Below are 23,499 nucleotides of genomic sequence, written 5' to 3' on the forward strand. Positions count from 1 at the left end.
CCGGTACCGACTCCGGCGTCGGCCGACCGGGAACGGCGCCGGTCGGCAGGGAACGGCGCCGGTCGATCGGCGAAGGCGTCGGCCGATGCGGACGGCGCCTGGTGACCGGGAACGGCACCGGCTGATCGGGAACCGGCGCACGACCCCACGGTAAGGCCCGCTCCTCGGAGCGGGCCTTACCGCTTGTTAGCGCAAATCCCCCCGAACCAGGAGAAAGCACATGGCCGACCCGTTGACGGAGGAGCACTGGCGCGCGAGGCCCGTGCTGGTGACGGGAGCCGGCGGCTTCATCGGGACCCACCTGGTCAGGCGCCTGGGCGAGCTCGGCGCGCACGTGCACGCCGTCGGCCGCAGGGCACGGGAGGGCTCCGAGCACGGGGAGACGTGGCACGTCGCCGATGTCGCCGACGCGGACGCGGTCGGGGCCCTGGTCCGTTCCGTCCGCCCGGACGTCGTGTTCCACCTGGCCAGCGAGGTCGCCGGGGCCAGGGACCCGAAGCTCGTCCTGCCGATGCTGCACAGCAACCTCACCGGCGTGGTCAACCTGCTCACAGCGGTCACCGACAGCCCGCACACCCGGGTGGTGCTGGCGGGCTCGCTGGAGGAGCTCCGGCCGGACGAGGGCGAGCGGGCGCCGTCCTCGCCGTACGCGGCCTCCAAGTGGGCCGCCGGAGGGTACGCGCGGATGTTCCACCACCTGTGGGGCGTCCAGGTGAGCAACCTGCGGATCGGCATGGTCTACGGTCCCGGCCCCCAGGACGTCCGCAAGCTGGTCCCGTACGTGACGCTGTCGCTGCTGCGCGGGCAGGAGCCCGAGCTGGGCAGCGGCACGCGCGAGCTCGACTGGGTCTACGTCGACGACGTGGTCGACGCCTTCCTCGCGGCGGGCGCGTGCCCGGAGGCGGGGGGACGTACCTTCGACATCGGCGCGGGAGAGGGCACCTCCATCCGCGACACCGTGGACCTGCTCGCCCGGATCGTCGGCGACGTCGCAGGCGGCGAGGCCCGTCCCCGCTACGGCGCCCTCGGCGACCGCCCCCTCGACAGCGCCAGGATCGCCGACCTGACCGACACCGCCGGGATCCTCCGATGGCGTCCCGCCGTCGGCCTGGAGGAGGGCCTGCGCCGGACCGTCGCCTGGTTCGCCCGCGAGCACGCCTGAGCGGAGAGGACGGCCGGGTCTCTCGCACGACGGCGGAGGACCGGTTCGCATGGCTCGGGATCTGCGGGGTGGGTCTGCGGGGTGGGCCGCGGAACTCAAGGCTTGCGGGCCACCCCACAGAACGCGCTCACCACGGGGGAGGGCTCGTCCCAGCGGTCCGGCTCGGGACGCCACTCCGGTGTCGGCACCACACCCGGCTCCACCAGCTCCAGGCCGTCGAAGAAACCGGCGATCCGCTCCGGGCTGCGGAGCTGGTAGGTGTTGGCGGAGCTCGCGTTGTAGGCGGTGACGGCCTCGATCAGGGCCGGGTTGGTGTTCGTGCCGTCGCTCAGCGCCAGATAACTCCCGGGAACGAGGGGCTCCAGCAGCCGGTCGATGATGCCCTGGGGGTCGTCGTCGTCGGTCACCTGCCCGGCGATGCTCAGCATCATGACCGCTGTCGGCCGGCCGAGGTCCAGCGTCGTGGCCGCCCCCTCCAGGATGAGCTCGGGGTTGCGGACGTCCGCGTCGACGTAGTACGCGGCACCCTCAGGGGTGCCGGTGAGCAGGGCGCGGGCGTGCACCAGCACGATGGGGTCGTTGTCCACGTACACCACGCGCGATTCCGGCGCGATGCCCTGGGCGACCTCGTGGGTGTTGTTCGCCGTGGGCAGCCCGGTGCCGATGTCCAGGAACTGCCGGATCCCGGCCTCGCGCACCAGGTAGCGGACGGAGCGGACGAGGAAGTCACGCTGCAGGCGCGCGACCATCGCGAAGTCGGGGAACAGCCTGAGCAGGGTCTCCCCGGCCTCGCGGTCCACCGGGAAGTTGTCCTTGCCGCCGAGCAGGAAGTTCCACACCCTCGCGGAGTGCGGAACGGTGGTGTCGACACGCGCCCACGCGGACGCGACGGCGTCACTGTCACTCATAGTGAAATATCATCTCAAATCAAGATCGATACCGGCCTCCGACGCTACCAGGCCCCTCAGACGACTCGTTGACCTTTGACCGATCTTCCTTCTGTCATCCCGGCCCCAGCCCGTCCCGGTGATCGTTTCCGGTCACCGGGACGGGCTGGAGCCGGGCGACGAGCCGTGTCGCGACGCCCCCGGGAGTCCGCTCCGCCGGCCACGGAGCTGGGACACGTGCCCCCCGGAGGTTCGGCCGGCGGTTCTACGGGTGTGGCGTGATGACTTCCTGCAGTTCGGTCACCCAGGTCGACGGGTCGCCTTCGCCGTAGGTGAGGTAGACCTCGCGGGCCATGCCGGAGCTGCGGTAGCCGTTGTCCTCGATCCACTGGGCGAGCTGCTGGACCGTGGCGTCCACGTTCTCCATGGGCCCGTGGTGGACGACCGTGGCCGCCCTCTCGATCGCGGGCAGGTCGACGACGTCGAAGTCGTAGGTCCCGTCCCGCTCCGCGTTCACCGGAGCGCCGGCGTGCACCCGCACCCCTTCGGGAAGCTGCTCGTAGTACGCCACCGTGGGACCGACGATCGCGAGACCGGCCTCGTCGAGCCGCTTGCACAGCTCCCCGTACAGCGGCTGGATCACCGGGCCGATCTTGTCCGACTCGAAGCTCTCCGCGACATCGCTCAACTCGGCGAGGCGGATCGCGGGAACACTCTTGACCACGACATCGATGGGCATGACGCCCTCCGTTTCGATCGTTCGGAGTCTCGCGCCCACCCGGGCCAGCCGCGCCGTGTCGTCGGCCACCCGCGCCTCCAGCTCCGCGCGGCGGAGCCGCAGCATGCCGTGCAGCTCCTCCAGGCCGACCTTCTCGTCGAGGATCCGCCCCACCTGCTGGAGGCTGAGGCCGAGGTCCTTGAGCGCGATCAACCGGTTGAGCCGGGACAGCTGCCGTGCCTCGTAGTAGCGGTAGCCGGTGGCCTGGTCGACCCGGGCGGGCCGGAGCAGTCCGAACGTGTCGTAGTGCCGCAACATGCGTACGGACACCCGGCCGAGGCGGGCGAAATCTCCAATGCTGAACATGATTCCTCTGGTTTACGACCTCACACCGTGTCAGGGTCAACCGTGTCACCCGCACACCCCGAAACGCGGGCCGGCGGGTGGCGGAGACCTCCCGGACATCGGCGCGGCGAGCCTACGCTCGTGGACCGACATTTCCCGGCCGGTGCCGGGTGGTGGACGCTCAGTGCCGGATCAGGCCGCCGACCGGGACGGGATCGACATGCCCGGTCGCCGGAAGGGTGCGTGCCAGGGCGAGGCCGACCTCGACCAGCGACGACCGGCGGAGGCGTGCGACGTCGGGGATCGGGGTCCAGACCGACTCGGCGGTCTCGCCGTTCGGCTCGGGACGGAGCCGGCCGCCGGTGACGCGTACCCGGTAGAAGACGCCGACGTTCTGGTGCTCGGGAAGGCCGGGCAGGCGGTCGGCCGCGGGGATCACCCGTGAATCCACCCCCAGCAGCCGTTCGACCACCCCTGCGCAGCCGGTCTCCTCGGCGACCTCCCGGACGACCGCGTCGGACGGGTCCTCCCCGTGCTCGACCCTCCCGCCCGGAAGGGTCCAGGTCCGCTCGCCCTGGTGTCCCACATGGCAGGCGAGCAGCACCCGCCCCTCCTCGACGCACACGGCGTACGCCGCCAGCCGGAAGCTCATCACCGCACGCTACCCCTTGTCCCGCCGCCCAGGGCCGCGCATCTCGTCGTTGCCCGGCGCCCCGGCGAGCGCCCGGGGCAGGAGCCGTCGCGGGATCATTCGGCGGCGGACGTCACCCGCTTGTGCCGGACGTCCAGGAAGGCGATCACCGCGAACGCGACGACCGTCGCGGCCACGGCGGCGACGTAACACCACGGGGCGGGCAGGTAGTTCGCCGCCACCAGCACGTTCGGGGCCTTGTCGGTGAACACGCGGAAGACGATCGCCATCGGGCCCTCCCAGACGCCCGCGATGAGCGTGAGAAGCATCGCCAGCCGGTACCAGGCTTCGTTCACAGTTCACTCCCGTCGAGATACGAATGTATCAACGACACCATCGGATATCCCCTGTCAGCAAGGCTTCAGCAGCGAATACGTCACGGTAATGATGCGGTTAAGCTGGAAGTGTGGGTGACGAAAAGAGGTGCCGGGTCTGCCGTGGCCCGCTGCGGGCGTCCGCGCGTGGACGCCGCCCGGTCTACTGCTCCCGTGGCTGCCAGGCCCGGGCGTACCGGGCCCGCAGGAACCCGCCGGTCCCGGCTCCCACCGCGCCGGAGCCGGCCGGCCGCCGGCGCCAGATCGTCGAGGCGGTCTGGCGGATCGCCGCCGAGCGCGGCCTCCAGATGGCCACCGTCCGGGAGATCGCCGCCGAGGCGGGTGTGTCCGCCCGGGTCGTGCAGTACCACTTCACCGACAAGCACCACCTGCTGGTCACCGCCCTGCAGCTGCTGCACCGGGAGAACGGGCACCGGGGCCGGGAGCGGATCGCGGCGCTGCGTGACGCCTCCGACCCGCGGGTGCTGCTGCGCGCCACCCTGGAGGAGCTGCTCCCGCTCGACGACCGGCGCCGCGCGAACCTGCGGGTGATGACCGCCTACTACGCGCGGAGCCTCACCGATCCCGCGCTGGCGGCGGTCTTCCTGCACGAGGGAAGCCCACTGGAGGACCTGGTCGCCGATCTGATCACGGCGGCCGGCGCCCGCCCTTCGATCGACGCGGCACAGGAGGCGGTCCTGCTCGTCGGCGGCGTGAGCGGGCTCGGCCTCGACCTGCTGCACCGCCGCCGCCCCCTGACGGACGTACGGCGCACCCTGGACCACCACCTGAACCGCATCCTTACGGAGCGGCCATGACCGGCCGGCGTCCGCGCGGATCCGGAGTGCCTCGGACCGCACGTCAGAAATCTGCACGAAAGCTCTCGGCTCGACCAAGGATCCCCATGAAGGAAAAACGAGCCTCAGCCATCGGGAGGGGACAGGTCAACGACGGAAACCCCCGGCCAGGCGGCCAGAGGTTTCGTGTGCTCCAAGGCAGCTAGTGCTGTGACCGGGAACGTTTGCCGGGTTGAGTGGGGATTTCAGGCTGCCGGTGTGAGGGGGCGTCCGCCCCAGCGGATGCCCTTCTCACTACGGATGCGGGCGCGTTCGCGGCGTTGGGCGGCCAGCACGTCTGGGTGGCGGGCGTGGGCGTTGCGCCAGCGCAGGTAGGCGTGCAGGGCGCGAGTTTGGACGGTGTGGTTGGGATGGTCGGAGTTGGCCAGGGTGAACTGGCGCAGCGGGCCGAAGTGCGCCTCGATCGGATTGGCCCAGGAGGCGTAGGTCGGCGTGAACAGCAGCCTGACCTTGTTGTTCTTGGCCCAGGTGCGGATGCGCCAGTTCTTGTGCGCTGAGAGGTTGTCGAGGATGACGTAGATGGGTGCGCCGTCGGGGCGGGCGGTGCGGATCGATTTCAGGGCGGTCCAGGTGGGGGCGATGCCCTTGCGGGCTCGGTTGATGCCCCACAGCAGGTCATCGCCGACCGAGTAGCAGCCGTGGAAGTAGGTCACGCCCTGGGTGCGGCGGTAGGTGGCCGGCAGCCGGTCCGGTTTGCCTCGCGGTGCCCAGCCCGTGCCGGCGGTGGGCCGGATGCCGAGCGGGCCGAACTCGTCGAAGGCGAAGGTGCGCTCGGGCCGGTGGGTGAGGGCGTACTCGATCGCGTCGAGTTTGGTCTCGAAGTCCGGGTCTGGGGATTCCTTCCAGGTCTTGGTGCGTTGGAAGGTGATGCCGTGGCGGACCAGCAAGGTGCGTAAGGTCTCCCGGCCCAGGGTGAGGGCACGGCCCGGCAGGCGGCGCAGGTAGTCCAGGAGCTTGCGGATGGACCAGCGGGTGAAGGGCCGGCCGAGTTTGGCCGGTCGTGTGGTGGCCGTCTGCGCGATGAACGCCTCATCGTCAGGACTCAGCAGGCGGGGACGGCCTCCCGCCCACCGAGGGTCCAGGCAGGCCAGCCCGATCTCGTTGAAACGATGAATCACATCGCGCACCGTGTCCTCATCGGCGGCCACCAGGCGGGCGATGACCGCCATCGTGTTACCGCCGGCCGAGGCCAGCAGGATCATCGCCCGCCGATACCGCACCGTGCTCATCGTGCCGCGCCGCACGATGCGTTGCAGCTTCTGCCCTTCTGGGTCCGTGAGCCTGCGGACCTTGACCGGTTGCGTCACCTGGCCTCCTGAGCGCCGATCGAACGTGATCAGCACCCATCCAATCGGCACGAGCGCTCTACATGCCAACCCGGCGATCGTTTCCGGTCACAGCACTAGGCAGGAGCCAACTGGGACTTCGCAGCCTCCAGGCTCGCAATCTTGGCCAGGACACGCTGCTTGGGGTCCGGCACCTTTGCGGTGGTCGCCGTGTCCTGAATCACATCATTGATGAAGCCCTCAACGGCTGACAGCAGTCCGCCGACGACTTCGCTCCGTGTCCAGTTGTCTATTCGATCTTCCATCGCCAGGGCCAGCACGGCCTCTCGGCCAAGGAATTTGGCCTCGACGAAGCTGTCCAGATGTTCCAGGGAGTCGAATGTCACGTCTGCCACCTCGCGAGCCTCCGAGGCGTCAAGGCAGACATAAGCCCAGGCAGACAGCCCACGAGAGCCCTCTAGCACCTGAGCGAACAAGATGAGGTCACCGTGCACACGAAAAGTGCCCGTCAACGGGATCTCGTACTCATGCCAGACATCAAGATCGACCACTTCCGGTCTTGGCCGCCATGGAAGACTGCCTCGCTTGATGAGCGAGTCCAGATTCATCCGTCTCACCTCCCGTCTATTGGTACCCATTGAAGCACTGCACGAAGCGTTCCGACACGGCCTGAGGCCATGGAATGTCCTGGCGATTGACGGGATCGTCATTCGGCCAAACGATCGAAACATGCTGCAGGTCGACTCCGCATTTACCGATGAAACGTCCCGGCGTGTGCACGACCGCGAACCCTTCCACCCGGAGCTTACCTGCTGATACATGCCGTACGGAGGCTAACTCAAGCGCCCTGGCGGTTGTCACACGTCTTCGATAGCGGCTGGCCTGTTCAACTGAAAGTTTGCCCGTTAAGAGAGAAATTTCCCGTTCCCGGTCATACCTAGGCGCTTCTATATATTTGTCCGAACGAAAGGTGTGGTGAGTAAGCATCAACTCATCCGGCAGGCAAAGCCAGGGTGTAGGCGTCGCCCTGCAAGCTTGCGTTCGCATGTAGGTTGAGTCAAGCTCAGGCATAGAAGTTAAGGGTATAGCTCCAGCTGAGCGGTGTCAGGAAATTACTGCACACCTCAGCGGCCAACCCGTTTCACCTGCCTCGAGATCTACCGACAGACCTCCCATGGACGAGCCAATGACTACACATGTCGCAACGCGGACAATATTGCCAAAGAAGCATATTTGACCGTCTAAGGGAAATTATATAAAAATATTGCCATAGGACTCTTTAATACGGCGAAACCGGTCGTGTCGAGGTGGTGCCTCTACGCTTTTACGTTGAGATCCCTGAGTCGGCGTGTTTTCTCGTACCGCTTCTCGTGACAGGTCGGACCCCTGCGGGACGCGGCGACGTCGGGCTCGCGTGTCGGTTGCGAGCCCGACAATCGGGTATCAGCCGCCACACCTCCGAAGATCACCCTCCAACGCCGTACCGGTGCTCAGGCGGCGCGGGTCCCGGAGGCGAGGAAGATCGGGATGGCGAGGAACAGCCGGTCGGCGCGCGCTCTGGCGTCCTGGTCGTCGAGCCAGGCGCCCTCTCCCAGGCCGGCGAGCATCGGCAGTCCCTCGGTGCCCGTCCACACGATCGTGTGGACCTCGACGGTGACGTCGGCGAACCCGTTGTCCAGCAGGAGGTTCCGGTACCGGCGGGCGATCCGCGGGTGCGGCATGGTGTCCGCGCGGGCGTGGACGAGCGTGCGGATGAACGCGGGATCGTCGGAGTCGATCACGAACGTGTCCCAGTCGTGGCCGACGAGCACCGCGCGGCCGTTCGCGGCCAGGACCCGGCGGGCCTCTGCGACGGCCCGTTCGGGCTCGGGGAGGGCGTGCAGGAGCTTGTCGGCGCGGTAGCCGGTGACCGAGCCGTCGTCGAGAGGCAGCGCGGCGGCGTCGGCGACGTGGAACTCGCCCGAGGGCCAGCGCTCGGCCGCGACCTGGATCATGGCGGGGTCCAGGTCGACGCCGATGGCCCTCGCCCCGCGGGCGGCCAGCTCGCCGACGGCGCGCCCGCTTCCGCAGCCGACGTCGACGACGGTGTCGCCCAGCGCCTTGTACGTGTGTTCCCGCAGGTCGCGGGCTTGGGGGAGGTCGTCGAGGAAGTCGAGGACGGTAAGTAGTGTGGACATGGTCATGAGTGTGCGACTTAATGTCGACATGAAGTCAATCGGTGAAGTGGCCGCCCAGTTCGGGTTGCCGACCCACGTGCTGCGCCACTGGGAGTCGGAAGGACTGATGACCCCGGCCCGTGCGGGTGACCGCCGCCGCTACACCGACGCGGACCTGTACCGGGTGGCGGCGATCCTGATCTCGAAGGAGGCGGGCTTCGGGCTCGCGGACATCCGGACGATGCTGGCCGTCCGGTCCGCACCGGACCGCCACGAGGTGATGGCCCGCCACCGCGAGAGGTTGCTGGCACGGATCGCCAGGGCACAGGCCGCCCTCGACATGCTGGAGGGCGGCCTGGAATGCCCGCACGACGACATCATGACCTGCCCGCACTTCCAGGGATTCCTGACCGACCGGCTGCGGTCGTCCTCCGGGACGGGGTCGGATCGCCGTGCCGCGGATCGGATCGCCGGAGGTGCCGCGGACGAGCCGGACGTGGTCGGCCGACGTGCCCGGGACCGCGTCGAGCCGTACGTCGGCTGACGGCCGGCCGAGAGCCCGCCGGGTGACTTCTCCCCCTCCGGTGTCGATGTCACCCCTGCCCGCTCGCGCCGTGCCGACGGAGGTCCGCTCCCGGGGGCCATGCCTCCGCCCAGGTGTCCGGACCTCCGCCCAGCACGCTCCACCCGCTCGCCCTCGTACGCCGAACCGGCCGGTCAGGGTCAGCTACGCAGGCTCCAGCGCTGGTTGGCGCCGCCGTTGCAGGCCCAGAGGATGAGCTTGGTGCCGTTGGCCGTACCGGCCGCGTTGGCGTCGAGGCACAGGCCGGACTGCACGCCGGTGACGGTGCCGTTGGCGTTGACGTTCCACTGCTGGTTGGTGCCGCCGTTGCAGTCCCAGATGACCACCTGGGTGCCGTTGACGGTCCCCCGGGCGTAGGCGTCCAGGCACTTGTTGCCGTACACCTGCAACTGCTTGCCGGAGGTGTGGGTGAAGCGCTGGTTGGTGCCGGTGCCGCAGTCCCACAGCTGCGCCTGGGCCCCGTTGGCGGTGCTGTTGCCGGTAACGTCGGCGCAGCGGTTCGACTGGGCCCCGACGATCTGCGAGCCCTGTTGCGGGGTGCCTCCGGAGGGGGCGTAGCCGGCGGCGGCGATGTTGGCCTGCACGGCGTTCTCGGTCTCGGCCGTGGGGTAGCCGGAGGTCAGCACGCCCTCGAAGAAGGTGCCGCGGCCGGAGACGCTGTTGTCGCCGCCGATGCCGAGCAGGATGGCGCCCTCCTTCTTCATCGGGTGGTAGCCGTTGGGGCGCCGCCCGTCGTAGTAGGTCGTCAGGCCGCCCGACTGGGCGTTGCCGCCCCGGATCGCCCAGTGGTTCGGCTCGCCCTTGACGATGGCCGTGACGAAACGGTGGTTGATGGGCGCGAGGTTGTTGTAACCGGCGTTCACCCCGGAGAACAGCCCCCACTCCAGGTCGGCCATGATCCAGGGACCGGCTCCGGCGCCGTAGCCCCACTGCTTGTTGGCGCCGAAGTAGACGGTCTCCATGATGGCGCGCTCGTCGGCCTGGCCGTCGGTCTGCGCGTTGCCGTAGTCGAAGCAGCACCACTGGTTGTAGTGCGTGCCGTCGACGACGGCGTAGATGCCCTCGGGCTGGTCGCCGGTCGCCACGCCGTTGGTGTTGTTGTTGCGGTAGCCGGTGCCGGGTTCGATGCGCACGCCGTAGGCCTTCTGGCCGCCGATGGTGATCGGGGCGGCCTTGGCGTCGGCGAGGTTGTCCCATCCGCCCGGTCCGGGGCCGGGCCAGTGGCCGGGGGGTGCCTGGGTGAGGCGGTTGTTGCGGCCGGACTGGTCGTAGAGGATGGTGATCAGGCAGCTCGTATTGGCGCAGAAGGAGTCCTGGGTGGTGGCGTCGACGACTCCGCCCGCGCTGAGCACGCCGATGTCGCGGACGGTGTTGTCCGAGGAGCGGCGTACCTGGTAGAGCGGGCCGTTGTAGGCGCCGTACAGCGCCCGGGTGGTGCTGTGCGCCGCCACGCACGGTGTCCCGCCCGAGGCGTAGATGTCACACGGGCCGGTGACGGCGGCGGCCTGGGCGGTACCGCCGCCGGTCAGGCAGGCGACGGCGACCAGCACGCTCGCACCGGCCGTGAACGCCCTTCTCAGGCTCCCGAAAAGCATCATGCCCTCTTCTCTCGATCAGGGGACAACGATCGAACGGCGCTGTTCGAACATATTCGGCTGCAAAAATGTTAACGCTAACATCATTATTTGTCCGAAGCCGATTCACAGTCGGCAGTGTCATTGAGTCAATTCAACGGAGGCCGCGGCGTCAAGAGCGTGGATCCGATTTCCGGGACGTCCCCGTGCCGTCGGCTCACCACCTGGGTTCTTGTCGTGCCGCGTTCGCACCGTTGAGGTGAGATGTCGTGGAACTTTCACCTCCGGCGTCCGCCGGACGGCGAGCCGCGTCCTCGGCTCGTCCTCATCGCGGGGCGTTCGAGCGGCTGAGCGCGGGCTCCGTGACGGCCGTTCACCCGACGGGCCCGGCCGTCACGGTGCGACGGCCGGGCCCGGTGCGATCATCCGCGGCCGGGACAGGGGATCACGCGTACGGGTCCTGGGAGAGCAGGTGCGTCTTGTAGCCCGCACCGATGCCGGGCTCGGGCGTGCCGTTCCAGTCCTTGATGAGCACCGCGCCCTGGGTGCAGCCCCAGGGGCTCCAGGTCCAGGCCAGGTACGACACGCCGTTCTTGTCGGCCCATTTGGTGAGCCGGTCCATGTAGTCGTAGCCGCAGTCGTCCGCGCCGAACTCACCGGTCACCACGGGGACCTTCGCGGCGAGCGGGGCGATCTGGCTGTCCCAGCAGGCCTCGTTGGAGCAGTAGTTGAAGCTGTAGGAGTGCCACGAGGCGGCCAGGTTGCCGGTCGGGTCGTTCGGCTTGTACTGCATCCACTGGCTCACGTCGTTCGACCAGGCCAGGCCGCCGACCATGACGATGTTGGTCGCCCCCGTCGCCCGGACGGCGTCGACCAGGCTCTGCATCCCCGCGACCTCGTAGGAGAAGCCGGGGCAGGTCCCGCCGTCGCGCAGGCACTTCCAGCCCGAGGTGGTGTCACCGGTGCCGTATTCCGGCCACGGCTCGTTGAACAGGTCGAAGACCACCGCGTTGTTGCCCTTGAAGGCCTTCGCGACACCGGTCCAGAACTGCGGGGCGTACATGGCGTCGGGCATCGGCTTCTGGCAGGTCGCCGTGGTGTCGGTGCACGCCCAGGAGACGCCGGTGAACTGTCCCCAGTTCCAGTGCAGGTCGAGGATCGGCGTGATGCCGTTGGCGACCAGCAGGTTCACGTAGTCCTTGACGTCCTGCTGGTAGAGGGCACCGCTGGGCGTGCCGTTGGTGCCGAGCCAGCACTCCTCGTTGAGCGGGATGCGGACGGCGTGGATGTTCCAGCTCTTCATCGCATCGACCGAAGCCTGGTCCACCGGGCCGTGGTCCCACGTCCCCTTGCCCTGGACGCAGGCGTACTCCCCGCTGGAGCGGCTGACACCCAGCAGCCGGTACGGCTTGCCGTCGGCGGTGACGATCTTGTTGCCGGAGACGCGCAACTGCGGTGCCGGGCCGCCGGGATCAGGGGTGGGAGTGGGAGTGGGGGTCGGGGTGGGGGTCGGGGTCGGGGTTGGGGTCGGGGTTGGGGTTGGGGTCGGGGTTGGGGTTGGGGATTGGCCGTCGCAGGCGATGCCGTTGACCTTGAAGACGGTGGGAACGGGGTTACCGCCGCTCCACTTGCCGGTGAAGCCGATCGACACCGAGGCGCCGGTGGCCACGTTGGAGTTCCAGCCAAGGCTCTTGGCGGTGACGTGCGCGCCGGACTGCGACCAGTCGGCGCTCCAGCCGTTGGTCACGCCCTGTCCGGGGGTGGGAAAGTCGAACTCCAGCGTCCAGCCGGTCAGTGGATCGCCCAGATTGGTGATTGAGACGTCCCCCTGGAAGCCGCCCTGCCACTCGCCGGCGACCTTGTACTTCACCGAGCAGCCGCTGTCGGCGGCGGAGGCCGGCGGGCTCAAGAGCGCGGCCCCCACGGCCGCGAGGCCGACGGCCGTCGCCGCGGCCAGCGCGATGCGATGTCTCATGGATTTCCTCTTTCTCCCTGGTGGATCCGGAGATCTGCCGCCTCAGGATCGGATCCGGTGGTCGTAGGCGGGGGCCTCGCCGGCGTCCTCGACAACTGCCGCATCGATGCCGAAAGAACGGCCACACGCCTTCGGATCGGATCATGGACATGGCAGCTGGTGGCCCTCTCGAACGACGTTGAGCATTCTCAATTCACTGACTTGAATAAGTCAATGGTCGTGAAAGTTTCAGAACAGGCGGTCCGGCCACGTCTGAACCTCGAACAGCTCCCAAAAGAGTTGAGGCCAGGTTCATCCAAAAAAGCGAGATCCGCATTCTGTTCGCGTTCGACCCGGCTCACCGGGCGGTGCTCCTGGTCGCAGGCGACAGGGTCGGCAACTGGGATCAGTGGTATGACACGAACGTACCGATGGCGGAGAGGCGGCCAGATCGACCGTGCCGAGGTGGCGACCCTGCGCTCCTACGTGGAGGCCCTCGGCGGACGGCTTCGCGTGGTGGCCGACTTCGGGGACGTCGAATACACCGTGGCATAGCCGTACGACGACAGAAGCCCTTGGCCACCCGGCCGAGGGCTTCTCATGTCTCGCGGGTTCGAACTAGAAGTCGAACTCGTCCTTCTTGGCGCCGTCGATGAAGGCCTCCCAGACGCTCGCACTCACCACGAACGGCGCTTGCCCGGGAGCCTCGGTGTCACGCAGACCCACCCGACCACCCGATAGCGGGGCTACTTCCAGGCAGTTGCCCTGATTGGAACCGCTTTTAGTGGCCTTGCGCCAGGCCGCGCTCTTCAGTTCATCACTCAGATCCACAGCTTCTCCACATCTCTCCTGCGGACAATGACGCACGGGAAAAGGTCCAGCGACGACCAAGGTCTTTCCCACGTACCAGATGGTGAGGATCAGAAGTCGAACTCGCCCTTCTTGGCGCCGTCGACGAAGGCGTCCCAGACGCTCGCGCTCACCACGAACGGCGCCCGCTCGGGAGCCTCGGTGTCGCGCAGAGCCACCCGACCACCCGATAGCGGGGCTACTTCCAGGCAGTTGCCCTGGTCGGATCCACTCTTGGTGGCCTTGCGCCAGATCGCGGTCTTCAGCTCGTCGTTCAGATCCACAGCTTCCCTGCCTCTCTCCTGGGGACAACGATGCGCGGGAAAAGTTCTGACAGCGATCAAAAGCTTCCCCGCGCACCGGACAGGGAGTCAGAAGTCGAACTCGCCCTTTTTCGCGCCGTCGATGAAGGCGTCCCAGACGCTCGCGCTCACCACGAACGGCGCCCGCCCGGGAGCCTCGGTGTCCCGCAGACCCACCCGACCACCCGACAACGGAGCCACCTCCAAGCAGTCGCCCTGGTTGGCCCCGCTCTTGGCGGCCTTGCGCCAGGCTGCACCCTTCAGTTCATCACTCAGATCCACAGTTTCCCTGCCTCTCTGATCAACTCGATGGACATGTGCTGAGGTTGCGCCTCGGCTCGCAGAGTGTCGTATCTGCTATGGATAGCTTCAACGTCTTCTGGGCGACTTGTCACGTGTCCATGAATTATGGACTCGATGTACACGTTATCCGGACCTCCCGGAATCTGTGCGATAGCGAAGCCACCAAGAAGCCCGGTCATCACTCCCCGCGCCGCAGGGATAACCTGAATTCCGATTCGCGGAGATTCTACCGCCTCCATGAGGCGCTCGAATTGTCGACGCATCACTTCCTTACTGCCGACCGGACGATGCAGCACGCCTTCGTCCAGTACCGCGCGGAACAGCGGTGGGTTGGTTCGCCTGAAGATCTCCTGTCGCTCCATTCGTGCCGCGACGGCCTTCTCCGTCTGCTCCTCGGTTATACCGGGCTCGCAGCGGATGACCGCCCGCGCGTATTCCTCGATCTGCAGCAGGCCTGGAACGACGAGAGGTTGCCAGGTGTGCAGGGAGTGCGCTTCCTGCTCGATGTCCAGCCAGCCCCGGAACCACCGGGGACTTGCCGCACGGGTGAGCTGCTCCCAGAGCCGGACGAGCTCTCCACCCGCGTCCACGGCCTCGTCGTACCGCTCCATGAAGTTCCGGCTGGCCGTGCGCTGCCCTCGCTCGATGAAGCCGATCAGACTCGCGCTGAACTGGACGACTTCCGCCAGGCGCTCTATGGAGATACCAGTTCTTTTTCGATGTTTACGGAGTTCGACCCCTAAAAGCACCAGAGGCTTTACAGAAGGATCGGATTCATAGAAAACGGACATTACAGCTCCGTCCTGTGGGGGCGCTACTCCGGCGACACAGAAGAACACAGTCCACTACAAAGTGTCCCGAGAATGTGCAGGGAGTTTCGGCACCCACCGTAGCCTTCCGGGAGCACCCTGTGAAGAGACGGAAGGCGCGAGAACGTCACCGAAGAAACCGCTCGCCGCGCACAACGAAAGCCCCCTGTAAGCCTGCCGTTGAAATAATCAGCTATGTCCAAAAAAGAGTGCTGGCAGTAACACCGGAGTACCAGAACACGAGACATCGGCAGACGGCCCGCACAACCACCGGGTACGAAGCCGTCACCTCCCGGTGAGCCCTGACCTGACGGGCGGCGGGCTTTTGACCCCGCAGTGAACGCACGGGCAGCGCCGCTCCTGTCCCGGAAACACAGCCCTCGTCTCAGAAACGAAAGCGGGACCCGTCACGGCATCACAGGCCGGGACGAGTCCCTCGACCGGACTCTGGAGGTCCGACCTGATGTACGACCCTAGAGGAAACCCCAGGCCGATCCGGGTGCGTTGGCATGCGGACCGGCCGCCGATGCCGCTCGGTTGCCGCTGGTGCGGCCATCCCCCGTACGCGCACGAGGCCGCCAGCCTGCCGCACCGCGCGCACCACCACTGGGAGCAGCCCACCCCCGCCCAGGTCCGTGCCCGGATGGCAGCCCGTCGTCGCCTCGACCTGTCCGGGCGCCCGCCCGTCGCGACGCCCATCCGCTCGATTCCGGGCCCCGTGGTTCTCGCCGCTCCTCCCCCTCGGACCTCCGAGGGGTCCCCCGGCCGTCACCGGAGGGCGGAGCAGCCCGTCGCCGCGACCTCGGTGCCGTACCGGCGCGGACGGCCGCCGGGCTCCCGTACCCCATCGGGCAGGCACGCCCCGTACCGGCAGGGAGTGACCGCGTGAGCGGGCGCACTCCGCGCGTTCCACGACGCGGGCGGCATCGGCGGGGAACCACGCCACCTGACGCGCGAGCCGGACACGGCACACCGCCTCCCCGAGGAGAGAGCATGACCGAGACTCCGGACGACGACACCTCGCGACCTCCGGATGCGCCGAAGGGAGCCGATCGGCGCTCCCCGGACGAGCCGCATGCCGTCTGCTGGGACCTGCCGCACGACCTGCCGATCGTCTCCAAGGCTCGCGCCATGGTGCGCGAGACCCTCACCGCCTGGACGCTGCACCATCTCGCCGACGACGTCGTCCTGGTGACCGGCGAGCTGCTCGCCAACGCGATCGTCCACGGCGAGCCGGTGGTCAGGTTCTCCATGCGGGCCGGGGCGGACGAGCTTCGGATCGAGGTGACCGACCGGGGGCCGGGACGGCTCCGCCGCCTCGTCCTCGACGCCGAGGCCGTCCACGGACGTGGCCTGACCATCGTCGGGGCCCTCGCCCACGACCACGGCGTCACCCACCTCCCCGGCCGTCCCGGCAAGACCGTCTGGGCCCGCTGGCGTTTCTCCCCTCACGGCGAGACCACAGGGTGATCCGGTCGGAGTGCCCTCTGGGTGCCCCGGTGTCCCGGTGCCCGGGAGTGAACGGTCGTCCTCTACGGCGCGGCGGTCTTCACCGCCGCGCCGTGGGTGGTCGTCGCCGGGTCAGGAGGCCTCACATGTCATTGGCGGTGTGGCGGCGGGGCCGGTGGCGGTGAACCCGAACGTGGTGGTGGCGCCGGCGGCGAGGCCGCCGTTCCAGGTCTCGTTCTTGATGGTGACGGCCGCTCCCGAGCCGGACCGTATGCCTCCCCACAACTGGGTGATGGACTGCGAGCCGGGCCAGGTCCACTTCACCGTCCAGCCGTTGATCGCGCTGGAGCCGGCCTTCACGGTGACGGTGGACTGGAAGCCGCCGCCCCAGGCGTTCACCGTCTGGACCGCCGCCGTGCACCCACCGGGGACGGGAGTCGGGGTGGGAGTCGGCGTCGGCGTGGGGGTCGGCGTCGGCGTGGGGGTGGGCGTCGGCGTCGGGGTGGGGGTCGGCGTGGGGGTGGGAGTAGGCGTGGGGGTCGGGGTGGGGTCGCCGATCACGACGGTGGTGAGGGAGCGCGGCCTGAGGGTGACGGCGCCGCCCGTGACCGTGGAACGCGTCATCGAGTTGGCGTTGTCGGTGACGTAGGCGGTGGTGCCGCCCTGCAGGCCGTCCCAGGTGACGGCCGAGTTGCCGGTGTTCAGCACCCCGACGACCTTCGATCCGTCGGCGTTGAGGAACGCCGACACCTTCAGCGCCGAGTTGCTCGTCGACGTGCCGAGCCGGACCGCGCCCGGCCGGATGAACCGGCTGTACGCCGCCATCGCCCACAGCCGCTTGGACACGCGGTACGTCCGCGCCGCCGGGTCGATCTGGATCATCGCCCGGGTGGCTCCCGAGGAGCCTCCCAGCCAGAAGATGTAGCCGCTGACGTTGCCGACGGTGAGGGCCTGGTGGATGGCCTGGGCGACGGTGAAGCCGTCCTGGCTGCTCCCGTCGTCCCAGCTCTCGTTCCAGGTGCTCCCGTCGGGGCCCCACTCCGACATCCAGGTGCGCTTGTTCCCGGGCTGGGGGCTCGTTATCTGGCTGGCGTAGGTGTGACCCGTGTAGGTGGACACCCAGCGGCGGGCCTCGGAGTCGGCCTCGATGGCGTTGGTGTACCCCTTGGCCTGGTCCCAGCCGAAGGCGTCGCAACATGCGATCTTGACGTCGGGCGCGAGCGGGCCGAGGACCTTGACGAAGGCGGCGGCCTGGGCCGGGGTGAAGCGCATGGACTCGTAGGTCGACGTGTAGTCGGGTTCGTTGGTGAACCCCAAGTCCGTGATCTTGATACCTTCCTGCGCGTAGAACTTCGTGTACTGCGCCAGGTACCGGGCGTAGGCCGTGCGCCACTCGGGCTTGAGGGTGCCGCCGTTGTTCTCGCTCCCGTTGTCCTTCATGTAGCCGGGGGCGCTCCAGGCGTTGGCGTAGAACCGCTCCAGGCCGTACGACTTCGCGACCTTGGCCAGCCACACCTGGGCGCCGTCGTCGCCGTCCCACACGTATCTCGGCGGCGCGTCGGGTCCGCCCGGGTTCTGCGGCTGGATGGAGACCATCTTGTCGTACGGGCTGCCGGCCGGTGAGGCGCCGATGCCCAGGCGCAGGATGCTGAGCCCCGCGCCGGTCTCGCGGTCGAACCACAGGCGGAGGATGTCGTTCTGCTGCGTCGTCGACAGGTTGCGCAGCAGTTCGCCCCGGCGGAACGCCGTGGAGATGCCGAAGCCGTCCATCTGCTGATGACGCACACTGTCCGAAACGGTGATGACAGGCGCGGCCGCGACCTGTCCGGCCGCTGCCTGCCCGGCCACCGCCACCAGCGACGTGGCGAGAAGAGCGCTTGCCATGACGATCCGTACCACGGACCCTCCCGAGATCGTGCCATCCGGATGCTTCTGGCAGGTGAAGCCGGTCCGGCCGAGGCGGCTCGACGGTTTTCACGACCGTTCGTCCCGCCGCGCCCTCGGCTCGGCGACGAGAGTCTCCTCGGCCGCCATCACCTCCGAGCATGATCGCCGCCGACCCGAGAAGGATGATCACAATATGTTTGCGTTAACAATTGGGCGGGGCGGTGCGTCACGTTCGGCACCCAAGTGTGGAAAGAGCCTCGAAACTTGTCAAGGAAACGACTGAAAGTTTCGGAGGCCCGGCCTCCCGGCGGACGCGGACGACTCGCGGGCGATCACATCCCGCACGGAAGGCATCCGTCCCCTCAGCAGCGAGAACGTGATCCTCCAGGTCGAGGTCGCCCGGCGGTTCCGTGGGAACACCGCGGGGGCGGTGGTTCTGAACGTTTCACTCCCCACGCCGCCCCGGGCCGGCCACCGGCGTACGGCCGGACCCGAAAGGTGCCGGCTCGCGTCCGCTCGGGCGCGGGACGTCAGGGAGTAGTGATCCGGTAGATGTGGTGGGAGTGTTCGGCGGCGAAGGAGTCGGTGAACCTGCCCCTGCGGTCGATCGGCACGGATCTGTTCTCGAACAGGACCTCCGCCCGGGAGGCCCGTACCCCGCGGGGCAGGGTGAACGTGCGCCTGCCGGGGGTGCTCGCGGCGCGGGGCATCGCGAAGACGTAGGACGAGCCCCGGTGGTGTTTCAGCATGGTGTCGAGGCCGGGGCCGAAGCGGTGCCGGTAGGACTGGGTGTTCAGCACGGGCGCCAGTTTCGCGATCCTGCGGTTGATCTCGGTCACCGCGGGCCTGACCCTCTCCCCGCACTTCTCGCGCAGCACGTGCTGGGAGTGGCACGGACCGCCGAAGTTGTGGTTGAAGTAGATGATGCCCCGGGCCTCGTGGATCAGCGAGCTCATGACCGCGCCCGTCACCTGGTACGGCTCGATCGCCCGGGTGTCGTTCTCGGCGGGCCAGCCGACCTCGACGAAGGCGTAGATCGGCTGGAGGCGTCCGTCCAGCGCGTCCAGCTCGCGCTGCCGGTCGATGACGGTGCCGTAGTTGGCGGCCCGGCGGCACCGGGCGGGCGACAGGGACAGGAAGTTCTTCCCGTCCAGGCAGGCGCTCTCGCTGGTGTACCAGTAGACGTCCGTCGAGACGACGTCGGTGAAGTAGTTGACGAACGTGGCGGCGTCCACGTCCCTCTCCCACATCATCACGCCCTTGCCGTAGTTGGCGTAGTGCATCCTTCCGTCGCCCCGGGGGAACCGGTTCTTCTGGGTACGCAGCACGGTGAAGCCGCAGCCCTTGTTCTCGGGGATGCACAGGGCCCCCTCGCCGGGGTGCTTTCCCGTCCACGGCGCGTCCCCGGCCTTCGCCCACATGTCGACCTCGTCGTCGAGCAGCCAGCCCACGGTCTCCTTGCCGTAGCCGGGCAGCGGGACGTTCGTCAGCGCCGACATGCCGTTCTTCCGTACGAGCTCCATGTTCGTGGTGGTGGTCAGCTCGACGTAGGTGTTGATCCCGGCGGCCTTGTCCTTGTTCACGTCGCCCTGGGTGATCACCGACTCGAACCAGACGCCCACCGGGAAGAACGAGGGACTGGTCCAGCCGGCGGCCGCCGGTGCGGCGAACCGGCCGTAGTAGGCGGGGCCGCCCTCCCACGGCACCCGCGCGGCCGTCGCGGGAGGGCCCGCGGCCGACCATGCCTGTCCGGTGGCCGACGTGCCGCCCTTCGATCCGCCGCCGTTCGGGAGGACGTCGGTCAGGGGGGTGTTCGTCGGAAGGGGCTCGGGGGGGAGTGCCTGGGGGGAAGGCGCGCCGGGCGGCGGGGAGGCGTTCGGGGAGGAGGCGCCCGTGGGAGAGGTGAGCGGGGGGCGGGCGCCGCTCGCCGGGGTGTCGACCGCGCAGGAGCCCAGCATCGCCAGCGTCACCGCTCCCGCCCCGGCCAGGACCGGCAGCGACCGTCCTGGCAGGTGTCCGCGTCCCGGGGGCCGTCCTCGCTCTTCAGAGGTCATGAGGCGACCCTGCCCGACACCGGTCCGGCGAGGGGCTCGGTCGCCGTTTCGGGTATCGGTTCGGTCGCCGACCCGGCGGGCGGCGGTTCGGTCACCGGCTGGGCGGGGCGTTCGGTGGACAGGCCGGCGGGGGGTTTCGCGGGTGACCCGGCCGGCAGGTCGGCGGAAGGTTCGACGAGTGCCATCAGCCGTTCGGCGCGGGAGGACCAGGAGGCGCCCAGCACGGATTCGCGCACGGTCTCGGCCGGCAGCAGGCCGCCCTCGCGCAGGGCCGCGCGCACGGCCTCCACGAAGAGACCGGGGTCGGTGGCGATCCTCACCCGGTCGGCGTACGCGGCGAGTTCCGCGAAGTCGGTGCTGACCACGGGGAGGCCGAGCGCCAGGTACTCCTTGAGTTTGATCGGGTTGGAGTTCCTGATCCACGGCGTGTCCAGCCACGGCATGATCGCGACGTCGAATCCCGACCCGTAGGCGGGGATGCGCTCGTACGGCCTGAAACCCAGCCAGTGCACGTTCGGGTGCCGGGTCAGCCGCTCCATCGGGACGGTCGCGTCGCCGATCAGTACCAGCGAGACGTGGGGCAGCTCGACGGCGAGCCGTTCGAGCAGGTCGAGGTCCACCAGGTAGTCGTCCAGCGCGCCGAAGAACCCCACGCGCGGCCCGGGAACGGCCCGGAGGTCGGCGGGCTGCTCGCTCTCCGGACACCTGCGGAAGTGGTCGGTGTCCACCCCGTGGTCGAGGAAGTACGCCCGCTCGCCGGTGGTCCCGATCTCCTCGCCCATCAGCGCGTTGCTCGCGTAGAGCACGTGGTCGGCGCCGCGCAGCAGGCCCCGCTCCAGCGCCTCGATGGTCGCCCGGTCGGACTCGGGGAACGAGGAGTGCCGGTCGGAGCGGTTGAAGACCAGCGACCGCCTGCGCATCGGCCGTACCACGTCCCACGCCGTGGGGATCGTCACCATGATCACGGGCCGGCGCAGTCCCAGCGCCCACGCCACGGCCCTTACCTGGGTCCGGACCAGCAGGGCGTTGACCCGGCGGGCCGTCGGTGACCCGTAGAAGGGCAGCGGCAGCGGGGACATCACGTAGAAGCCGGGCAGTTCGGGCAGCGGTCGCCGGACGAGCATCGCGACGCTGCGCAGCTTGCGCCCGACCCGCCGCAGCACCTGGGTGGACCTGCCGGGCAGCGGCATGCGCATCCCGATGCTGTTGACCACGAGGACCTTGCGCTGGGCGGCGACCGAACGCATGAGCTGGAAGTCCGAGTGCGCCCGGTTGTGGTACCACCAGTCCTGCGCGGAGAAGCAGATGTAGCCCGGCACGTCGCCGGTCTCCCGGGACTGTGACGGACTCGGCGGGGTCGGCCCCGCGGGCAGGCGCGGCCACTCGCGCATCACGACCAGCTCGCGCAGCGCGGCCCGGTACCGCCGGCCGCCCTCGCGGCCCCGGGCGACCCCCCGGATCAGCTCGTTGAGCCCGACGGCCAGCCGCATCAGCAGGCCGCGCGGCCCGCCGTACAGTTCCCGGTGCATCCTGACCCGGTTCGCCGCGGAGATCGCCCACAGCCGGCTGGAGACGGACTGCTCCCCGCCGAGGTGCACGGCGCGGGACGCGGGCTCGTAGCGGATCGCGAACCCGGCCCACCCCGCCCGGAGCATGTACTCGGTCTCCTCCGAGTACAGGAAGTAGCGCTCGTCCAGCGGGCCGAGGGCGTCCAGGCAGGCGCGGGAGACCAGCCAGGCCGCGCCGGTCACCCAGTCGGCCGTCTGTGGCCTGTCGTAGGCGGCCGGATCGACGACCAGCTCCCCCAGGGCCGGGGTCCGCCCGGCCCGGTTCCCGCCGAGCAGCGCCTCGCCCAGCGCCCGCGTCACGGTGGGACGCCTGCGCAGGGAGAGGTGGAGCTCTCCGGTCTCGGAGGTGAGGCGGGGGGCCGCGATCCCGGTGCCCGGGAGGGCGAGCGCCCGCCGGAGCGGGAGCAGCGCGCCGGGCGCGAGCCGGATGTCGGGGTTCAGCACGAGCACGTCACAGCCGGCCGCGGCGGCGATGCCCGCGTTCACCCCGGCGGCGAAACCGCCGTTGCGGCCGGTCTGGACGATCTCCGCGTCGGGCGCGGCCCGGCGTACCCGCTCGACGGTGTCGTCGGGGGAGGCGTTGTCCACCACGATGACCCGCGCGGGGCCGGCACCGGCCAGGGCCGCCTCCAGCGAGCGCAGGCATCCCTCGACGACCTGGCCGCTCGCGTATGTGACGATCACTATGGCGAGCGGGAGCCGATCGGGAACGGTCGTGCCGGTGCCCGCTCCGGATTCCGGTGTCTCGGGAACGGTCGTGCCCGTGCCCTCCCGGGATTCCGGTGTCCTGGCAACGACGGTGCTCTCCCGGAGTTCCGGTGTCCTGGGAACGGCCCCGTCGGTGTCGTTTCGGGGTTCCGGTGTCATCGACGGCTCCGGGAGGTGAGGCGGTCGCGCAGGGCGCCCGCGAGGAGGGTGAGCGCGAACGGCGCGTCGTCGCGCAGGTAGCGGCGGGCCAGGCGGCGTGGTTCCAGCGCGAGCCGGTACAGCCACTCGGCCCCCATCCGCTGGAACGCCACCGGTGCCCGGCGGAACCGCCCGGCCGCCATCGGGATGCCGGCCCCGCAGCCCAGATACCAGGCGTGCGGCCACTCCGCCCGGAGGGCCTCGATGACCCTCTCCTGCTTGGGGAACCCGAGCCCGACCATGACGAGGTCCGGCTTCTCGGCACTCACCCGGACGACCACCTCCCGCAGCCCCCGTGGCGTCCTGTCGAACCCGAAGGAGGGCGAGCAGGTGCCCGCCACCCGCAGGCCGGGATGGCGTTCGGTCAGAACCCGCGCGGCGTCCTCGGGCACGCCGGGCTCCCCGCCGAGCAGGTAGATCGAGCGGTTCTCCAGCGCGGCCCGCCCGGCCAGGGAGTGGACGAGCGAGGCACCGGTGACCCGTCCGGGAAGGGTCAGGCCGGCGATCCTCGCCGCCCAGACCACCGGCATGCCGTCGGCGACGACGATCTCGGAGCGGGCGACCAGCGCGGCCAGCGCGGGGGTACGGGTGGCGGCGCGGACGATGTCGACGTTCGCGGTGACGATCGCGCCGCCCTCTCCTCGCCGCCATCCGGCGGCCACGCGGTCCAGCAGGTCCGCCTCGCTGAGCGCCATGACCTCGACGGCACCGACCCGGACGCGCGCGCGTCCCGCCTCGTCGTCCCGTTCGGGCGGTCCGGTCATGGAGGATCCGTTCTGCGGGGAACCGCGCCGTGAGGGGCCTTCGTGCGAAGGACCGTGCAGGGAGGAGCCGTTCTGCGGGGA

At 69.1% G+C, this 23,499-nt stretch carries 23 protein-coding genes; 5 read left to right on the top strand and 18 right to left on the bottom strand.

Translation table 11 applies throughout. The features are described from left to right. Positions 1-220 precede the first annotated feature (220 nt). On the top strand, positions 221-1,162 hold the full coding sequence (locus ACLQ2R_RS00880; RefSeq protein ID WP_425957319.1) for an NAD-dependent epimerase/dehydratase family protein: 942 nt from the start codon (positions 221-223) through the stop codon (positions 1,160-1,162). Positions 1,163-1,257: 95 nt separating this feature from the next. On the opposite strand, the gene ACLQ2R_RS00885 is transcribed toward ACLQ2R_RS00880, so the two are convergent. From ACLQ2R_RS00885 to ACLQ2R_RS00900, 4 genes are all read right to left on the bottom strand, one after another. After that, on the bottom strand, positions 1,258-2,070 hold the full coding sequence (locus ACLQ2R_RS00885; protein ID WP_425957320.1) for an SAM-dependent methyltransferase: 813 nt from the start codon (positions 2,068-2,070) through the stop codon (positions 1,258-1,260). A gap of 244 nt (positions 2,071-2,314) precedes the next feature. Then, positions 2,315-3,133: a MerR family transcriptional regulator gene (locus ACLQ2R_RS00890; RefSeq protein ID WP_425957321.1), complete on the bottom strand. Its 819-nt coding sequence runs from the start codon at positions 3,131-3,133 to the stop codon at positions 2,315-2,317. Positions 3,134-3,293: 160 nt separating this feature from the next. Next, entirely contained in the window at positions 3,294-3,764 is a 471-nt protein-coding gene (locus ACLQ2R_RS00895) for an NUDIX hydrolase (protein WP_425957322.1), read from the bottom strand. Between the two features lie 95 nt (positions 3,765-3,859). After that, entirely contained in the window at positions 3,860-4,099 is a 240-nt protein-coding gene (locus ACLQ2R_RS00900; protein WP_425957323.1) for a hypothetical protein, read from the bottom strand. 110 nt (positions 4,100-4,209) lie between these two features. Between ACLQ2R_RS00900 and ACLQ2R_RS00905 the strand changes: the two genes are divergently transcribed. Next, positions 4,210-4,935, top strand: coding sequence for a TetR/AcrR family transcriptional regulator (locus ACLQ2R_RS00905; protein ID WP_425957324.1), 726 nt, complete (start codon positions 4,210-4,212; stop codon positions 4,933-4,935). A gap of 224 nt (positions 4,936-5,159) precedes the next feature. Here ACLQ2R_RS00905 and ACLQ2R_RS00910 read toward each other — a convergent pair whose 3' ends face one another. From ACLQ2R_RS00910 to ACLQ2R_RS00925, 4 genes are all read right to left on the bottom strand, one after another. Further along, positions 5,160-6,281 carry an IS630 family transposase gene (locus ACLQ2R_RS00910; RefSeq protein ID WP_425957325.1) on the bottom strand — a complete coding sequence of 374 codons (1,122 nt, stop codon included), beginning with the start codon at positions 6,279-6,281 and terminating at the stop codon, positions 5,160-5,162. Between the two features lie 95 nt (positions 6,282-6,376). Then, positions 6,377-6,868: a hypothetical protein gene (locus tag ACLQ2R_RS00915; RefSeq protein WP_425957326.1), complete on the bottom strand. Its 492-nt coding sequence runs from the start codon at positions 6,866-6,868 to the stop codon at positions 6,377-6,379. 16 nt (positions 6,869-6,884) lie between these two features. Then, positions 6,885-7,331, bottom strand: coding sequence for a hypothetical protein (locus ACLQ2R_RS00920; protein ID WP_425957327.1), 447 nt, complete (start codon positions 7,329-7,331; stop codon positions 6,885-6,887). Between the two features lie 419 nt (positions 7,332-7,750). After that, the gene (locus ACLQ2R_RS00925) at positions 7,751-8,437 is read right to left on the bottom strand and encodes a methyltransferase domain-containing protein (protein ID WP_425957328.1); all 687 of its coding nucleotides are present in this window, start codon (positions 8,435-8,437) and stop codon (positions 7,751-7,753) included. Between the two features lie 28 nt (positions 8,438-8,465). On the opposite strand from ACLQ2R_RS00925, the gene ACLQ2R_RS00930 reads away from it, so the two are divergent. Next, positions 8,466-8,960, top strand: a complete 495-nt coding sequence (locus tag ACLQ2R_RS00930) for a MerR family transcriptional regulator (RefSeq protein ID WP_425957329.1) — start codon at positions 8,466-8,468, stop codon at positions 8,958-8,960. A gap of 179 nt (positions 8,961-9,139) precedes the next feature. Here ACLQ2R_RS00930 and ACLQ2R_RS00935 read toward each other — a convergent pair whose 3' ends face one another. Further along, entirely contained in the window at positions 9,140-10,597 is a 1,458-nt protein-coding gene (locus ACLQ2R_RS00935; RefSeq protein WP_425957330.1) for an arabinofuranosidase catalytic domain-containing protein, read from the bottom strand. A gap of 421 nt (positions 10,598-11,018) precedes the next feature. After that, the gene (locus ACLQ2R_RS00940) at positions 11,019-12,548 is read right to left on the bottom strand and encodes a cellulase family glycosylhydrolase (protein ID WP_425957331.1); all 1,530 of its coding nucleotides are present in this window, start codon (positions 12,546-12,548) and stop codon (positions 11,019-11,021) included. A gap of 393 nt (positions 12,549-12,941) precedes the next feature. Between ACLQ2R_RS00940 and ACLQ2R_RS00945 the strand changes: the two genes are divergently transcribed. Continuing rightward, positions 12,942-13,082 (top strand): hypothetical protein, encoded by a 141-nt coding sequence (locus ACLQ2R_RS00945; protein ID WP_425957332.1) that lies wholly within the window; start codon positions 12,942-12,944, stop codon positions 13,080-13,082. 63 nt (positions 13,083-13,145) lie between these two features. Here the strand turns inward: ACLQ2R_RS00945 and ACLQ2R_RS00950 are convergent, their stop codons facing one another. The 4 genes from ACLQ2R_RS00950 to ACLQ2R_RS00965 all read right to left on the bottom strand — a co-directional run bounded on the left by ACLQ2R_RS00950 (position 13,146) and on the right by ACLQ2R_RS00965 (position 14,772). After that, complete coding sequence (locus tag ACLQ2R_RS00950; protein ID WP_425957333.1) at positions 13,146-13,358, bottom strand: DUF397 domain-containing protein; 213 nt, start codon at positions 13,356-13,358, stop codon at positions 13,146-13,148. Between the two features lie 89 nt (positions 13,359-13,447). Then, a complete protein-coding gene (locus tag ACLQ2R_RS00955; protein WP_425957334.1) occupies positions 13,448-13,660 on the bottom strand; it encodes a DUF397 domain-containing protein in 213 nt (70 codons plus the stop codon). An 87-nt stretch (positions 13,661-13,747) separates the two neighbouring features. Further along, positions 13,748-13,960 (bottom strand): DUF397 domain-containing protein, encoded by a 213-nt coding sequence (locus ACLQ2R_RS00960; protein WP_425957335.1) that lies wholly within the window; start codon positions 13,958-13,960, stop codon positions 13,748-13,750. Further along, positions 13,951-14,772, bottom strand: coding sequence for a helix-turn-helix domain-containing protein (locus tag ACLQ2R_RS00965; protein WP_425957336.1), 822 nt, complete (start codon positions 14,770-14,772; stop codon positions 13,951-13,953). The genes ACLQ2R_RS00960 and ACLQ2R_RS00965 overlap by 10 nt, the downstream gene beginning before the upstream one ends. 1,011 nt (positions 14,773-15,783) lie before the next feature. Between ACLQ2R_RS00965 and ACLQ2R_RS00970 the strand changes: the two genes are divergently transcribed. After that, the gene (locus tag ACLQ2R_RS00970) at positions 15,784-16,260 is read left to right on the top strand and encodes an ATP-binding protein (protein WP_425957337.1); all 477 of its coding nucleotides are present in this window, start codon (positions 15,784-15,786) and stop codon (positions 16,258-16,260) included. A 111-nt stretch (positions 16,261-16,371) separates the two neighbouring features. Here the strand turns inward: ACLQ2R_RS00970 and ACLQ2R_RS00975 are convergent, their stop codons facing one another. The 4 genes from ACLQ2R_RS00975 to ACLQ2R_RS00990 form a co-directional block, all read right to left on the bottom strand. Further along, entirely contained in the window at positions 16,372-18,123 is a 1,752-nt protein-coding gene (locus tag ACLQ2R_RS00975) for a cellulose binding domain-containing protein (protein ID WP_425957338.1), read from the bottom strand. Positions 18,124-18,656: 533 nt separating this feature from the next. Further along, positions 18,657-20,180, bottom strand: coding sequence for a hypothetical protein (locus tag ACLQ2R_RS00980; protein ID WP_425957339.1), 1,524 nt, complete (start codon positions 20,178-20,180; stop codon positions 18,657-18,659). Further along, a complete protein-coding gene (locus ACLQ2R_RS00985) occupies positions 20,177-22,432 on the bottom strand; it encodes a glycosyltransferase (protein WP_425957340.1) in 2,256 nt (751 codons plus the stop codon). Before ACLQ2R_RS00985 ends, ACLQ2R_RS00980 begins: the two co-directional genes overlap by 4 nt. Before the next feature lie 179 nt (positions 22,433-22,611). Continuing rightward, complete coding sequence (locus ACLQ2R_RS00990) at positions 22,612-23,418, bottom strand: WecB/TagA/CpsF family glycosyltransferase (RefSeq protein ID WP_425957341.1); 807 nt, start codon at positions 23,416-23,418, stop codon at positions 22,612-22,614. Positions 23,419-23,499: the final 81 nt, after the last annotated feature.

It is taken from the genome of Streptosporangium sp. DT93 (genome assembly GCF_049844535.1).
In the GTDB taxonomy this organism is placed as follows: Bacteria; Actinomycetota; Actinomycetes; order Streptosporangiales; family Streptosporangiaceae; genus Streptosporangium.

Coding starts and splice junctions, on each gene's coding strand:
- ACLQ2R_RS00880 (WP_425957319.1), top strand. CDS start 221: ATGGCCGACCCGTTGACGGAGGAGCACTGGCGCGCGAGGCCCGTGCTG.
- ACLQ2R_RS00885 (WP_425957320.1), bottom strand. CDS start 2,070: ATGAGTGACAGTGACGCCGTCGCGTCCGCGTGGGCGCGTGTCGACACC.
- ACLQ2R_RS00890 (WP_425957321.1), bottom strand. CDS start 3,133: ATGTTCAGCATTGGAGATTTCGCCCGCCTCGGCCGGGTGTCCGTACGC.
- ACLQ2R_RS00895 (WP_425957322.1), bottom strand. CDS start 3,764: ATGAGCTTCCGGCTGGCGGCGTACGCCGTGTGCGTCGAGGAGGGGCGG.
- ACLQ2R_RS00915 (WP_425957326.1), bottom strand. CDS start 6,868: ATGAATCTGGACTCGCTCATCAAGCGAGGCAGTCTTCCATGGCGGCCA.
- ACLQ2R_RS00920 (WP_425957327.1), bottom strand. CDS start 7,331: ATGCCTGAGCTTGACTCAACCTACATGCGAACGCAAGCTTGCAGGGCG.
- ACLQ2R_RS00925 (WP_425957328.1), bottom strand. CDS start 8,437: ATGTCCACACTACTTACCGTCCTCGACTTCCTCGACGACCTCCCCCAA.
- ACLQ2R_RS00930 (WP_425957329.1), top strand. CDS start 8,466: ATGAAGTCAATCGGTGAAGTGGCCGCCCAGTTCGGGTTGCCGACCCAC.
- ACLQ2R_RS00935 (WP_425957330.1), bottom strand. CDS start 10,597: ATGATGCTTTTCGGGAGCCTGAGAAGGGCGTTCACGGCCGGTGCGAGC.
- ACLQ2R_RS00940 (WP_425957331.1), bottom strand. CDS start 12,548: ATGAGACATCGCATCGCGCTGGCCGCGGCGACGGCCGTCGGCCTCGCG.
- ACLQ2R_RS00945 (WP_425957332.1), top strand. CDS start 12,942: ATGACACGAACGTACCGATGGCGGAGAGGCGGCCAGATCGACCGTGCC.
- ACLQ2R_RS00965 (WP_425957336.1), bottom strand. CDS start 14,772: ATGTCCGTTTTCTATGAATCCGATCCTTCTGTAAAGCCTCTGGTGCTT.
- ACLQ2R_RS00970 (WP_425957337.1), top strand. CDS start 15,784: ATGACCGAGACTCCGGACGACGACACCTCGCGACCTCCGGATGCGCCG.
- ACLQ2R_RS00975 (WP_425957338.1), bottom strand. CDS start 18,123: ATGGCAAGCGCTCTTCTCGCCACGTCGCTGGTGGCGGTGGCCGGGCAG.
- ACLQ2R_RS00980 (WP_425957339.1), bottom strand. CDS start 20,180: ATGACCTCTGAAGAGCGAGGACGGCCCCCGGGACGCGGACACCTGCCA.
- ACLQ2R_RS00990 (WP_425957341.1), bottom strand. CDS start 23,418: ATGACCGGACCGCCCGAACGGGACGACGAGGCGGGACGCGCGCGCGTC.